We start from the raw sequence: 13,721 nt of genomic DNA on the forward strand, positions 1-13,721 counted from the left end.
TCTGCCTTTTTCATCAAATGCCATATTGATTGGCTTTGTGATTTCCGGCTCGGAAGCAAAAAGTGTTATCTCAAAGCCCGGGGGTAAGGTGAAATCCTTGAGTTCTTCAGCAGGACTCTGGAAGGAAGAGGTCCTGACATGTTCCGCATAAATAGGGTCAGGCTTTTCATCAATATAGGCTGTGGGATCTTGTAACCTTTTGTCAGCTTCAGCGCCATCGTTCTGCCTTTTACAAGAAAGCAAAGAAAGTGCAATGAGGCAATAGATTAATTGGGGGCTTTTCATTAATTGGAAGGAAATAGTTAATAATTAACCTCGTTAACTTAAGGTTTATTCCCTAAACAATCAATGAATTATGGTTTTGATTATATGAAAGGTGAAATTTTAGTTCAAAATTAATGGGTAAAACAAGATATTGATCCCTTTGTTGTAGGTTTTGTAAATTATTATTAGGACAGATTGTGTACCTTACTATTGTTTAACTGTGAATTTTCAGTTTTTGTCCTTTAGGGTTTTTAATAGGCCCAGACCGGAGCTAAAAAAGATAAAACCCAAAACCAGGCACACGGTAATAATCTTCCAATCACCTTCTTCAGGTACTAAAAATAAGTAAGCGCCATATATTAGTGCCCCTAATCCTAAAATTGATAAAAAGGGACCAAATATCTTTTTAAAGTTCATAATGTTTTTTTACCAAACTTTGAGGCAAATATATTGCCAAAATTCAGTAAAGAGTAAGAAATAAAACATTTGCCTGATAGCGTTGGAGGGCCTGAGTGGAAAAATCAAATTTTTTGTAATAGCGTGTATAGGGTATTTTCACCTTAATTTAACTTATAATAATTCGGTATTAAAGATTGATAGGGCTATAAATAAAACGCATTTTCCGATAATTTCGGAAAATGCGTTTATCCAGTGATTACAGTGTTTGCTAAAGCAATTAAGACCTTATCGTTGATCTAAAAATCGGTATCTGCTTTTTCTAATTTTAATCTTTCAATCCATATATTTCGAAATAGTACTTCGTGACCTTCCGCTTGTAGTTTAATTCCTCCAGGTCGGTTTGTAATTCCTTCACCACCGTTTCGTCCACCATCCAATCCGGAATTGGGTCCACCCCAAACTTTTTGGATAGAGACATTTTCATGGATTTTTTTACCGTTAAAATAAATGGTGGTCATCGCTTTTTCGGTAAGTTTACCATGTTCATCAAATCTTGCAGCCCTAAATTGAATGTCATAAGCATTCCATTTACCAAGGCCATTGTACACCTCATAGGGAGCAGCTTGTTCATTGATTATGGCTGCCATTCCATGCGTAGTGCTGTCACCATCGAGAATTTGAATTTCGTAGCGATTCTGTAAATAAACTCCACTATTGCCACCTTCATTTTTTATTAAGAATTCCACATGAAGTCTAAAGTCTGTGTATTTCTTTTTTGTAACAATGTCTGCAGCTCCATATTTACCTCCGGCAGCAGCTGGATCATTGGCACTAACTGCCTGGCCCTTATCTACAGGATCATCCACAATTTCCCATTTAATGGGAAGTGATGCAGCTATTCTTGGCCCTTCCCAATAGGTCCAATTTCTTTTTAGTGAGCCTTTTTTTCCATTAAACAATTGATCAGCACCTTTAGGAGCTTCAGTGCCCACACCAACTTGCGCCAATAATGGAATTTGAAACATAAGGCTTAGAAGAAATAAGGTCAGGGTTTTGTTCTTGTTGTATAAATTCATATTCACATGGTGAAAATAGTGTAAGACAATGTATAAATGTGCCTTTTGTTATTGATGTACGTCTCTTAACAAATCATTGATGGTTTTGACAGGATTAAAAGTGATCAATGGTACAACCACAAATATTGAATTCCAATTGGCCATGGATCCGTTCCAAAGCCCGGGAAGCTCTTGGGCTTTAAGGTCTCTTCCACTTTTTGATTTTTGTGTGATAAATCCGGTTTTAGGGTCCCTGTATTTCATAAGGTCAAAGGCATTACCCTGATAATCACGGATGCCACATACCAAATCGGTGGGGTTAAAATGAGTAGAAGATTTGAAGTGAGCTTCTTGTGCTTCGTCTTCTAGATTTAACTGGGCAGTTTCTCCTATTTGAAGGGACAAACTTCCATCCGTATCTTTTACCCAAAAAGGGCCACCTCCGGGTTCACCTGTATTCTCCACCATGCCACAAACGCGCATTGGTCGGTTTAGTTTTTCTATCAGATAGGCTGCTTTATCTTCCAGGTTCTTTGAATCATATGAGGGAGCTAATTTTCCTCCAATTACACTTGTAAAGACCTCTTCAGCCTGTTTAACTGAGGAATCGGTGATGGCTTCATCCATTTGTTTTAAGGCTGCGAAGGTTTTTTCCTGAGCAGTTATAAGTAACCCTCCAATAGCTTGTTTGTAATCGGTTGTGGTTTCCTTTAACCTGTCCGGCACAACATTGTCAATGTTTTTTATAAATACCAGATCTGCATCTATTTCATTCAAATTTTCTAACAGAGCACCATGACCTGCAGGTCTAAATAAAGGTTCTCCATTTTCTTCAATGAAGGGCTGATTTTCAAGATCTACAGCAATGGTATTTGTAGCTTTCTTTTGTTGGGAAAAGCTTATTTCAAACTTCACTCCAAAAGCACTTTCCATTTTGGGTTGAACCTCTGCCACTTTTTCCTCAAACTTTTTTTGATGTTCAGGTGAAACTGTAAAATGAAGTCTTACCGTGTTGTTTTTTCCAACACCATATTGCGCTCCCTCTACGAAATGTTCCTCTACAGGTGTTCGGCTTTCGTTAGCATACTTATGAAACTTCAATAAGCCTTTTGGTAAACTTCCATAGGAGAGGTAGTCGTCATCAAGTAAGTGCTTTACTATAAGGGTATATTCTTTGTTTTCGATGGCTTTAGAAATACTTGAGCCTACTTTTTTTAAGCTATTGTCAAGGTCTTCGTAAAAAGCAAATGAGCTAATATTTGCAATAAAAGTTTGTGTAAAGGCATCGTTTTCTAGATCATTGTCATTCTTTTCTAAAAAACTGAAAAGGTTTTTAAACATCCTACTTGCCGCACCACTGGCCGGCACAAACTTAACAATCGTTTTTTCCTTTGATTTGTCTGAATAATCCGTGATGGATTTTTGAAGGTCAGCATCTGATAATTTCAAAATACCATCATCAATTTTAGCAGCATGATCAATGTCTAGAAAAGGAAATCCTTCCCTAAAGTTTTTAATTTGTTCTTCAACTATTTCCAAGGACATCCCTTGGGTTTCTATTTTTTTCTTGAGTTCGTTAGATAACATGGTTTGAAAATGTGGTTATGGATTTTTTTAGACAGTCCAATATAATAATTCATTTTATGAAAGTACCATTTATGAAAGGGAATATAAAAGGAGGCCAAGTCTCCAAGCCAATACCCATTTACCATATGATTAGTCCTTTCAGCGTGTATGGTAGCATTTTGTTTTATTTTCAAGGATTCAGCTTAAGACCCAAAGCCTAAAGAGAAGCCCATATGGACATCGGCCCTATTATTGCCATTCATGACATTGGTAATTATGGATTGACTACCCACAAAAAATCCGCCAATTTGAAAACCTAATCCTCCGGTAAGACCTGAAATTTGGTGTTGCATCCAAGGTGAGTACAGTTCAAATTTACCCAAGACCAAACGGGGTGTTAGCACAAGCAGGTCTGCGGAACTTAGGTTGAAATTGCCATTTTCATTGCTTACTCTTTTTTGGCCATATAATGAAACTTGAAAGATTTGGACAGGGCTAAATTCCGCATAAGCGGACAAAGTTCTTGGCATATTAATTCTGGCATCAGCATCATTATTGGTAATATTGAAGTAGCCGGAATCTACAAGCTGCTGTTCTATTTCTTCTATACTTCCTTCCAAATCATCCGTTCTAAAGTATTCATTTTGTGGGATATTCATGCTGTAGTACTTGTTTCTCTGGTTGTTACCCATGCCCATGCTTCCTAGATTTTTCAAGGACAATCCTAGATTTAAAAAAGCTTTATTGTCTCTTTTTAACAAATAATTGACACCTAAGTCAATGCCCAGGCCTGAAGGGCTTAATCCTCTCCACAAATCATCTTCAACGTTAAAGTCATCGTCATTTTCTAGTCTCTCGTCGTAAGAAAGGTTTAGACTTCCTTGTGCATCAGTTAATAAAACTTCATCCTCAGAATAAATAATGGTAGCATTAATATTGTCCATACCAAAATTGGTGTAACTTCCCGGTAGAAGTAATTTGAAATTGGCTCCAACTGAAAGGGTATGTAGATCTGTATCAAAAATTTTCCTCCCCGCCAATATGCCTATTTCCATCCAACCTGTAGCATTTACTCTTTGGTTATCAGGAATGTTTATTATAGTTTGATTGTTGTCATTATTTGCTGATTCAATAATCGAACTACCCAGGTCAGGATTGAAATCTATAATATCTGCCTTTGCTTTGATTTCTGTAGTAAGACCAAAAGACCATTTATTAAACCTTAAGCCCAGAGCAGGGCCCATCACAGAAACATCAGTCCTAAGGTTGACCGGCCCCTCAATGTCTTCAAAAATATTTTCTAAAACATCCGGATTGTCAATAATGTCTTGAACAGATAAAACATTATTGTCAAGTCCGAGGTTAAATGAAAAAAGAGAAACTTCAACCTTTTTGGTCAGATTGTTAATTTCTGCGGGATTCATCATAGCATTAATCATTCCCTTTCTTTTGCTATTTTGGACCCCATAGTAATTTTGCTGGGCAATGGAATCATTACAGATGATTACAAACAAAACAGTTAATAAAATTAAATTTTTCATCGTGAAGTTTTAAAAGATTTAGCAAAAAGTTATGTCCAAAAATAAAACTTTTCTGAGTATTAACCTCTTTTGAGAATGATTAGATGAACGAATTTGAAATAAAATGCTAATTTGGACGATTAATAGTTTAAATTAACCCTGAATGCGAAAGATATTTTGTAACCTTTTAATCTTATTCTCTTGTGTTCTGTTTGTTACAAAAAGTTCAGCACAAACGAAAGGAGATATTTTTCTGTCTACTGGTATTCAGTTTTTTGCCGGGCGTGATGAAGGTTTTTCATCGATGAATTACCGTGGAAATAAATCTACGAGTACCCTGGGCTTTGTATTGACACGTAAAAATAAAACCCTTTACTTTCATGGAGATTTTTCCTATGGTGTATTGGCAAATACAGCTGGGGCGACTATTAATGAACTGGGGTTAAATTATAGTAATTTTACTTTTTACCACAAAAACAAAACGAAAGACAAGGGCTTTTTATGGGGATGGTCCAATAAAAACGCTTTCCATATTAGGAGGCATAATAATTTTAGTAATTATAATTTCCGTTATGATTATTATAGCACCTTAGGTCCTGCAGCTCAGTATAATTTACCTTTTCAGTGGAAAAATAAAATGTTTACCTGGAAAAGCATGGCTAGTTGGCAGTTGATTGGCTTGCAGATAAAGTCAGGCTATATAGGTGCTGAACCTGAAAATTACCAGGAAGAAAGCACTCTTTTTAACAATTTTTTTAATACGGTCAAACCATTTATCCTATTTAAGGATGTAGACCTTGGTTTCTCTTCTGCACTTTATTGGGAATTGCCTACCAGCAATGCCTTAGGTTTGAGGTATCAATTTAATTATGGCAAGCTTTCAGGAATCAAGAAAGTATATAGGTTGGATCATTCCATTGATCTGTTGCTAAAAGTCAGGCTATGGTAAGAAAAAAATATTTCTATGTGACTTTAATTTTTGTTCTGTCCTCTTGTGACAATTGGCTTTTGCCGGAGGAGCCAACTACAGAACCACTTGTGGTATTTGATAAACTGTGGGAAGACGTTAATGAGCGGTATTCTTTTTTTGAACACAAGGACATTGACTGGGAGGAAATAAGAAATACTTATAGAACAAAGGTATCCAGAACCATTAGTACCAAAGGTTTATTCGATGTGTTGGCAGAGATGCTGTTCGAATTACGAGATGGGCATGTCAATCTGAATGCAGGCTTTGACAACAGCCGAAACTGGGAGTGGTACCAGGATTTTCCAGACAATTATGATCAAAATCTTATAGATAAAAATTACTTGGGACGGGATTTTTGGATCAGCGGCCCCTTTAGGCATCAATTTATTAATGATGTGCTCTACGTCAATTACAGATCTTTTTCTCAAGATATTTCTGAAGGAAACCTTCAGGTAATATTGGAAAGGGCCAGACAGGGTAGAGGAATGATTATTGATGTAAGAAGCAATGGAGGAGGGAGTCTTGGCAATGCCTATACCCTTGCTTCAGCTTTTACTGATACTGAGGTAGTGGTGGCAAAGAAACGGATAAAAAATGGCCCTGAGATGGACGACTTTTCTTCTTGGGAAAATATAAGTATTCCTGCCGGGGAAAATATTTACGAAGGACCTGTAGTCGTGCTGACGAACCGTAGGTCTTACAGTGCAACCACTTTTTTTGCTCAGATGATGAAAGAATTACCCCAAGTGATCCTTATTGGTGACCAAACCGGAGGAGGTGGTGGTATTCCCGCGTATGGTGAATTGCCCAATGGGTGGACTTATAGATTTTCAACGACTCAGACCGTAGATTTGGAAGGTAGACAACTGGAGGACGGGGTGCTGGTTGATATTAGCATTGACCAAAGTCCCATAAGTACATTGAGAGGAGAGGATAATATTATCACCACTGCATTACAAGTACTTATGGGGAACTATGACGGATAGAAGGAAGTTTTTAATTTCCTTTTAAATAGGCCAATAAATCTGCCAATTCCTGCTTGCTCATGTTTTGCTCCAGTCCATTCGGCATTAGAGACAAACCGGGATTGTCTATGTTTTTGATTTGGGTTCGCAGTATGTTTTCCTCTGTACCATAGGCTGTTTTTAAGCTCAAGGAATTGGAAGACTCTGCAGCAATTCTACCTGTGATTTGTTTGCCTTCATTTGTAGTCACTGTGATTGCCTGGAAGCCGGGGTATACTTCATAATTAGGTACAATGGTATGCAGGAGCACCGCCAATGAAGGTTGGTTGCTTATACCTGATAAATCCGGCCCGACATTTCCACCTTCACCGGCAAAGGCATGGCAGGTAGCACAATTGGTCCTAAAAATCCCTTGCCCATTATCCGCTATTCCTTCTAAATCCAGTACGGATTTAAGATCCTCATAAACTTTCATTCTTCCCTCGGATTCCAATTCTTTGAACAGGTTTTCAGCTCGCATTTTCACCTTTTCGTCTCTTGCTTTCATTAAAGATTGCCTGGTGGAAGAAGGGATCTCAGCTGGTTTGATCTTTTCATTCTCTATGGATTTCAACAATTGATCCCGCAAAATGGGTCTGGATACCAAGATGGCAATCACCGCCCCTTTTGTTTTGGGGGTATAGGCTTTCCAGGCAGTGGGTTCCGTGAGTATTTCACCTGCCTCAGCACTATTCAGATTCCCTAGGGACTGGATGGCTGCCAGTTGAATTTCAGGAGGATTGTTTGGAGAAATCAGGCCTTTCAAGGTAGCTTCGGTGTTTCCCGGAGAAAAATAACTGAGTAAGGCTGTTGCCTGAATTCGAGAGGTAAGGCTATCTTCAGAAGAAGATGCTCGATCAGCTGTTTCTTGAATAAGGGCCTGCAATTGGTCTTTGGATCTTGTATAGGAGTCTAAATAGTTTTTTCCCTTTACTTTATGCTGCCCTCTTTCACTTCCTTTTAACAGGCCAAGCAAAAGAGAAAAAGTTGGATTGTCCCATTCGCTATTGATTCCGGCATCTATCAAAGCTTTTAATTCTTGCGGGTGAACTGAACTGCCTATTAGTTCTCCTAATTCTGACCACATTGGCAATTGATGGTAGTTGACTGCTGTTTTTTCGGCTTCTAAAATCTTTAAGAATTTGCTCTCATGTCCATTTAAAGCAGTCATTACAGCAGCTCTTACCCAAGGGTCTGCCGCATCTTGCTGGGCGATCTTTGCCAGGTAGGGTAGCCATTGTGATTTGGTGTCTGAACCAAATGCAGCTGCGGTTAGGAACCTGACCCTAGGATTGGTAGCTGTTGCCCCTTTTATTAAGTTTTCGGCCAATTCGCTTGAAATATTTTTTTTCAACCCGATGATGGTGATGACTTGTTCCTTTACTTCCGGTCCGTTTTCATTATATATTGTGGTCAATAATTTCTCGTCCAAGGCATCAAAATGATGCAACAACCAAATGGCCTTGGCTTTTCCTTCATCGATAGTATTGGACAAAACCAGTTCTTTAAGGCTATTAACAATATCTAGGGGCAGCTTTTCTAAAATTAACCTAAAAGCGGTGCTTCTTTCCCATTCATCTGTAGAGGAAAGGGCTGCAATCAGGGTTTTATTTTCTACCTTGGAAGTTTTTGGAAATAAGCTCTCCACCTGAGTATATTGCGCATCTTCATTGCTGATTCTATAAATTTTTCCTTTTCCCTTACCACTTACAAAGTCTAAGGCCCCTCTGGTTTCTTCAGGGACATAGGAAGGGTGATCAATTACTTTCCTATACATGTCGGCCAAATACATGGCTCCTTTAGGGCCGTGAGCTAAAAATACTGGGTTAAACCAAGAGTCTGAAGAAGCAAGAAATTCCCAATCTTCATGAACCCTTTCGGAAATGAAAGTAGCTCCATTATTTTTGATCGATTGCCTTTGAACCAAGTTTTGGGCGGGTTCACAGATAAATGCATCACCTTTGTGACTTATGTCCAGACCTTCACTTTCATAGATTAATGTGCCGCAAGCAGAGGTAAAAGTACCTTGATGGGATTTGCCCATCAATTTAGGAATGTATTCCGCAGTGGTTACGCTTTTACTAATGGGATATACATAGCCTTCAGCCTCAGCAGGGGATACGTTTTCTATAGTTTTGTTAAAGAGTAAGTTCGGATTATTGTTTAATTGATCAGGCTCCATCACTATATGCTGCAATGGGTGCCGATTGCTTGAACCAAACCTTCTACCAAAAGCATCAAAGGCCAGTCCAAATTGACTTTTCCCTCCTCGGGTCTGGAATTCCAAAGTTTCAGGATGAAATCTTCCATCAGCACCATTAAAAGAAACTGGTTTTCTTTCCGGGTGAGCCGGGGAGTATACCTCTCCTCCATTGAGCCCACTGGTAACATATATCCACCCGTCCAGAGCCAGGGTAGGGTGGCTGGTTCGAATTTGAGCGGTCCTATTGGCATTGAATCCTGTTAGGACAATTTCTTTAATATCTGCCAAACCATCACCATCAGTATCTTTGAAATAATAAATATGTGGAGCGCAAGTCACAAATACTCCACCTTTCCAGGCCATGATGCCATTGGGGTAGGTCAGACCTTCTACAAAGACAGTTCTTTGATCGTATTTCCCATCACCATCACTGTCTATTAATCTCGAAATCTTTCCAAGGGTATCAGGTTTTTTTCCATCCATTGGATCAGGATACCCTGTATTTTCCGCTACATAGAGTACTCCTTTTTCATCAAAAGTGAAGGCAGAAGGATCTGCCACCAAGGGGTCTGCTGCTATCAGGTCAATCTGTAAACCGGGTTCCAATTGGAAGGCTGCCATTGAGGTCTTTAGCTCTGCTGAGTCTTTATAAGTGTAGGCCGGAGAGTTTACGAAATTGGCTTGTGTTTTAAATTCCGGAGAGGTATCTGTTGCTACCGGTACTTTCTCTTGATTACAAGCTATGAATAATAAGAGCCAGGACAGGATTGACCAATTTCTTGGAAATAAAATAATGTTTAGCAATTTGTGGTTTTTTTTAAGTTCGCGATACATGAGGGGTAGTTTATCGTATTTCCGGTGGTACGTTTCCATAAGTCCAGGGGGCGCCTTTAAAGGTCGGTGCTTTTTGGAAGGTCGGCATGGGCCCGGGGGTAAGAGTGGCAATAAGATTTAAACTTTTGTCAACAATTTGATTGCCTGCAGTGATGTCTAAATTGCTGTAGGAAGTTAACCTGGTTTCATAACCTCCACCCGTATTTTCAGAGAAAGCTTCCAAGGTAGGTACATAACCTACACAATCATTGGCCATACTTACAGGAAATGTAAGCGGGAACTGACTTCCACTTTTTATACGAAGGCCTAGTTCACAGAAAAATTCTGCCGGATTACTAATAAGTACCACAGGTCCCAGTTGGATGGCTTGAATTTCAACCTTATGGCTTGGCTTCTGCCTTCCATAACTATCAAGCATAACCGTTTCCTTGGCAAATACCCAAGCTGTCCGACCTACATTTTCCGGGCTTTGTTTGACCAAGCTTAGGCTTTTCTTTACTTTTTCCGGCGAGGGCATCCTTCTTTTAATTTCTATAAAATCTCTAGAGGTCGCAATTGGGAAAATGTTACCTCTTGGCATGGACAATAATGTTTTGACGGCTTCTGCACCTACATTGGCGCCAACAAATCTAGCCCATTCTTCACCTGAGCGGTGTTTGTAGGGGTTGCGGTTATCGACTTGGGTCACATCTCCACTAGCTCCTTGAAGAAATACTACCACGCAGTCTTGACCCATGGCCCCTTTTATGGTTTGTTCCATATAGTAAATCCAGTTGGCTGAAATTCCTTGGGGGTTGGTAGTAGAATGACAGGCAAAATTTACTATGCAACCGGTACACTCTCCCGCTTCATTCCAGGCACCAATGACTCCAACCTCAGGGTCTATTGGCCCGGCAACCTTTGATATTTCCGGGTTTAGTTGTCCGGGATGGGTGTAGGTCATCCCATTTTTCATAAAAAATCGACGGTTAAACGCCACTTTTTCTTCTTTGCCACTTCCTGCTCCAACTTGTACCTTTTCAAGTTTTTCCAATGCTTGAAGGGCAGTATTGATAGTGATTTTTTTGGTGCTTTCCAGGTATTTGGGATCAGCACAGGAAGATTTATTATAAGCCAGTTCCTGTATGAAATCTGGAGCATGGTCATATTGACCCGGCATTACCATGGCGGTGGGGCCTGAAGAGTGGGAATGAGAAGCTGAAATCATTATTTCATCTTTAGCTATGGCATGTTTTGTTGCAATGCCTTCCTTGATTTCATCTACCCATGGTTGGTAGATGGCCAATGCATCAAAACCAATGACCAAAGCTTTTTTAGTACCGGTTTGGAATGCAGAAATCCGAACTTTGCACGGGTCATGGAAAACCTTATGATAAGCTTTACCATAGTTTCCGGGTTTCTCCATCCCTATTTCTGGAGAAATATCTGCATCAGCAAAGGCCGCTAAAGTTGAATTTTCTGTTGAATTGCGGCTATTACTTTCTTTTTCCTGGGCATGTAGGTTGCCCAAGGGTAGGCCTATTCCTGCTGAGATGATTGTTGATTGCTTTAAAAATTTTCTTCGTGATGATAAATCAACAAAAGTATTTTTTATCATAATGAATAAAATATTAGGTTTCTATAGTGGTTTAAGTGTACGTTACCAAATATAGTAAAAAAACACATTTAAGATACGGTAGATGGTGAATAGTTCCATCGATATTATTTGAATTGATTGAGTAGCCAACTTTTGGAAGCTTTTTTTTATAATTCTATTGCATAAAGTTTTTTGAAAAAAAACATTGTTGGGGAGTTACAAGTTTAGAGCAGGTTTTTTCTGTTAATTGTCTATAATTTAGTCTAAATACTGCGAGGTATAAGGTATTTATGTAACTTTCCGCTCTTAAGAATCAATAGTTTGGTTTGCTTTATTATTAATGGATTATGATTTCTAAACAACAGAATATTTCTCTTTTCAATGATTTGCAATTAGATAAGCTTTCGATGAAAGCTTATTTCGATCGGATTGGGTATAAGGGTGAGGCAGAATTAAATTTGGAAACGGTAAAGGACCTTCATGCCCTTCATCCGGAAGCTATCCCATTTGAAAATATTGATCCATTAATAGGGGTGCCTGTTGACTTGTCTTTGGATCGAGTGTTTAATAAGCTGGTTGAGCAGGGAAGAGGAGGGTTTTGCTTTGAACAGAATATTCTTTTTGGTGCAGTTTTGAGGACTTTAGGCTTCAATATTGTTGGGCTTTCAGCCAGGGTTTTTTGGGAAATTGAGGAAGGAGAGATTAGACCAAGGGATCATATGTTGTTATTGTTGGATCTCAATGGTGTAAGTTTTTTATTGGATGTGGGTTTTGGTTCTGCCTCATTTTCTGCCCCATTGGTATTGAATCATAAAGACATACAAGATACCGGATATAACCAATATAGAATAAGCTTGGTTTCAGGGTTTTATTACCTGGAAATTTTAATCAAAGATTCTTGGAGATTAATGCATCGTTTCGGTTTAGAACACCAAATGCTGGCGGATTATGAGGTGGTTAGTTGGTATTTGTGTACCCATCCCCAATCTCTTTTTATCAAAGATCTAATGGTGGCCAAAAGTTTCTCTGAGGGAAAGTATGCTTTGCACAACAATCAATTTACTGTGCACAAGAAGGAAGGGGAAAGTGTCAAGCAAAAACTGCAATCCGTGAAGGAGATTATCGATATTTTGGAGGATAAATTTGCAATTAAGCTTCCGAAGGGAGAGAAATTGGCATTGAATCTCCAGCGTTATATCCATGCTAAGAAATAAAAAAAAGCCTCTTATAGAAGAGGCTTAAAAAAAAAATATAGCTGTTAATTAAATTCCACAGAATTAAAAAAAGGTACCACAGGAATTTTACTGTCAATTAAAAAAAATTAGTTTAAATACATTTGATGGTATTCACTTTCAACTGGTATTGATTCGAAATGTAAAGTGTTTTTATTGGTTTGATTATCAGGCATTCTACCAACCTTCCAATTGGCAGGTTTGTGAAATCTACCTTCGTTTTTAAACCGATCAAAAGTTTCAGGATCATCTTCAGCATTTCTTATAGCTTTTATAATAAATAAAAGTCCTAAAACCACTCCGATTACTGAGTATAATAATAAGTATGAATTCATGATTTCATTGGTTTTATCTAAGCTTTCAACCTTCCGGAAATTACTTTCTATTAAATTAGAACTTTTCCTCATTCAGAATGATTGATTAACAATTCAAATTTAGGAAAATTTTATTACAAAATTCAATTAAAAACACTTGTTTTTTTGCTTAAAATTTTGTAAATATAAAATAGTATTTTGTTGTATTATTTTTGTATTTCATACTAAGGTTTTAAAGTGTATGGTTTTGGTTTTTATATTTAAAATCGGATTTTAAAGAAAATGGCTTCCTTTTTTTGTTCTTTGCATTTTTGTCTTACGCGGTTATTCTTGGGGAAATCTTTATTCAGTAAGTGTGAAGATGATGAGATTCCAAGGAATTATGGTAGGTAAACCTGTTTTGCCAAGGAATGTATGGATCTGGCATAGCGGTGCTTTATTCCATATGGGCGATTGCACACAGTCTTCAGGGTTTCCATTAAAAGGTTGATTTGACTTTTAGATTGGATAAGGTTTTTCCTTAAAGGTTAGAAATTGAAATGGCACCAAAAGGCTAGATGGCTATAATTTGACTTAGGGTAAATGAATTTGAAACTGTCTGAAGGACCAAATAATATTTTTGAAGATTCCATTTTCCCATTTATTTATCCAATTGAATAATTACTCTAGTTCCTTAAGGGAAGTTGGGGGGTGTTCCATTGGGTAGTGTGGATTGGTTTACAGTTGGTCTAGCCAATTAGTTTTTTACTGATCAACCTATAAAATCAAATATGGAATGGTTTCA

At 38.2% G+C, this 13,721-nt stretch carries 10 protein-coding genes; 3 read left to right on the forward strand and 7 right to left on the reverse strand.

The window, feature by feature from the left end; all coding sequences use genetic code 11:
* From AAC037_RS06850 to AAC037_RS06865, 4 genes are all read right to left on the reverse strand, one after another.
* Window positions 1-285: hypothetical protein (locus AAC037_RS06850; RefSeq protein WP_339902277.1), on the reverse strand; the 285-nt coding region annotated here is incomplete at its 3' end.
* 674 nt (window positions 286-959) lie between these two features.
* Window positions 960-1,739 carry a DUF1080 domain-containing protein gene (locus tag AAC037_RS06855; protein WP_339902278.1) on the reverse strand — a complete coding sequence of 260 codons (780 nt, stop codon included), beginning with the start codon at window positions 1,737-1,739 and terminating at the stop codon, window positions 960-962.
* A gap of 48 nt (window positions 1,740-1,787) precedes the next feature.
* Window positions 1,788-3,305 (reverse strand): DUF4301 family protein, encoded by a 1,518-nt coding sequence (locus AAC037_RS06860; protein ID WP_339902279.1) that lies wholly within the window; start codon window positions 3,303-3,305, stop codon window positions 1,788-1,790.
* Between the two features lie 182 nt (window positions 3,306-3,487).
* On the reverse strand, window positions 3,488-4,825 hold the full coding sequence (locus tag AAC037_RS06865) for a DUF5723 family protein (RefSeq protein WP_339902280.1): 1,338 nt from the start codon (window positions 4,823-4,825) through the stop codon (window positions 3,488-3,490).
* A gap of 142 nt (window positions 4,826-4,967) precedes the next feature.
* Between AAC037_RS06865 and AAC037_RS06870 the strand changes: the two genes are divergently transcribed.
* Window positions 4,968-5,753 carry a hypothetical protein gene (locus AAC037_RS06870; protein WP_339902281.1) on the forward strand — a complete coding sequence of 262 codons (786 nt, stop codon included), beginning with the start codon at window positions 4,968-4,970 and terminating at the stop codon, window positions 5,751-5,753.
* Window positions 5,747-6,760: a S41 family peptidase gene (locus tag AAC037_RS06875; RefSeq protein WP_339902282.1), complete on the forward strand. Its 1,014-nt coding sequence runs from the start codon at window positions 5,747-5,749 to the stop codon at window positions 6,758-6,760. The genes AAC037_RS06870 and AAC037_RS06875 overlap by 7 nt, the downstream gene beginning before the upstream one ends.
* Before the next feature lie 10 nt (window positions 6,761-6,770).
* On the opposite strand, the gene AAC037_RS06880 is transcribed toward AAC037_RS06875, so the two are convergent.
* Both AAC037_RS06880 and AAC037_RS06885 read right to left on the reverse strand, forming a co-directional pair.
* Window positions 6,771-9,815 (reverse strand): PVC-type heme-binding CxxCH protein, encoded by a 3,045-nt coding sequence (locus AAC037_RS06880; RefSeq protein WP_339902283.1) that lies wholly within the window; start codon window positions 9,813-9,815, stop codon window positions 6,771-6,773.
* Between the two features lie 10 nt (window positions 9,816-9,825).
* On the reverse strand, window positions 9,826-11,412 hold the full coding sequence (locus AAC037_RS06885) for a hypothetical protein (RefSeq protein ID WP_339902284.1): 1,587 nt from the start codon (window positions 11,410-11,412) through the stop codon (window positions 9,826-9,828).
* 386 nt (window positions 11,413-11,798) lie between these two features.
* On the opposite strand from AAC037_RS06885, the gene AAC037_RS06890 reads away from it, so the two are divergent.
* The gene (locus AAC037_RS06890; RefSeq protein WP_339902285.1) at window positions 11,799-12,605 is read left to right on the forward strand and encodes an arylamine N-acetyltransferase; all 807 of its coding nucleotides are present in this window, start codon (window positions 11,799-11,801) and stop codon (window positions 12,603-12,605) included.
* Between the two features lie 107 nt (window positions 12,606-12,712).
* Here the strand turns inward: AAC037_RS06890 and AAC037_RS06895 are convergent, their stop codons facing one another.
* Window positions 12,713-12,958: a hypothetical protein gene (locus tag AAC037_RS06895; protein WP_339902286.1), complete on the reverse strand. Its 246-nt coding sequence runs from the start codon at window positions 12,956-12,958 to the stop codon at window positions 12,713-12,715.
* Between the last annotated feature and the right edge of the window lie 763 nt (window positions 12,959-13,721).

This window comes from uncultured Cyclobacterium sp., assembly GCF_963976465.1.
GTDB lineage: Bacteria > Bacteroidota > Bacteroidia > Cytophagales > Cyclobacteriaceae > Cyclobacterium.

Coding starts and splice junctions, on each gene's coding strand:
- AAC037_RS06855 (WP_339902278.1), bottom strand. CDS start 1,739: ATGAATTTATACAACAAGAACAAAACCCTGACCTTATTTCTTCTAAGC.
- AAC037_RS06870 (WP_339902281.1), top strand. CDS start 4,968: ATGCGAAAGATATTTTGTAACCTTTTAATCTTATTCTCTTGTGTTCTG.
- AAC037_RS06895 (WP_339902286.1), bottom strand. CDS start 12,958: ATGAATTCATACTTATTATTATACTCAGTAATCGGAGTGGTTTTAGGA.
- AAC037_RS06890 (WP_339902285.1), top strand. CDS start 11,799: ATGAAAGCTTATTTCGATCGGATTGGGTATAAGGGTGAGGCAGAATTA.
- AAC037_RS06860 (WP_339902279.1), bottom strand. CDS start 3,305: ATGTTATCTAACGAACTCAAGAAAAAAATAGAAACCCAAGGGATGTCC.
- AAC037_RS06875 (WP_339902282.1), top strand. CDS start 5,747: ATGGTAAGAAAAAAATATTTCTATGTGACTTTAATTTTTGTTCTGTCC.
- AAC037_RS06880 (WP_339902283.1), bottom strand. CDS start 9,815: ATGTATCGCGAACTTAAAAAAAACCACAAATTGCTAAACATTATTTTA.
- AAC037_RS06885 (WP_339902284.1), bottom strand. CDS start 11,412: ATGATAAAAAATACTTTTGTTGATTTATCATCACGAAGAAAATTTTTA.
- AAC037_RS06865 (WP_339902280.1), bottom strand. CDS start 4,825: ATGAAAAATTTAATTTTATTAACTGTTTTGTTTGTAATCATCTGTAAT.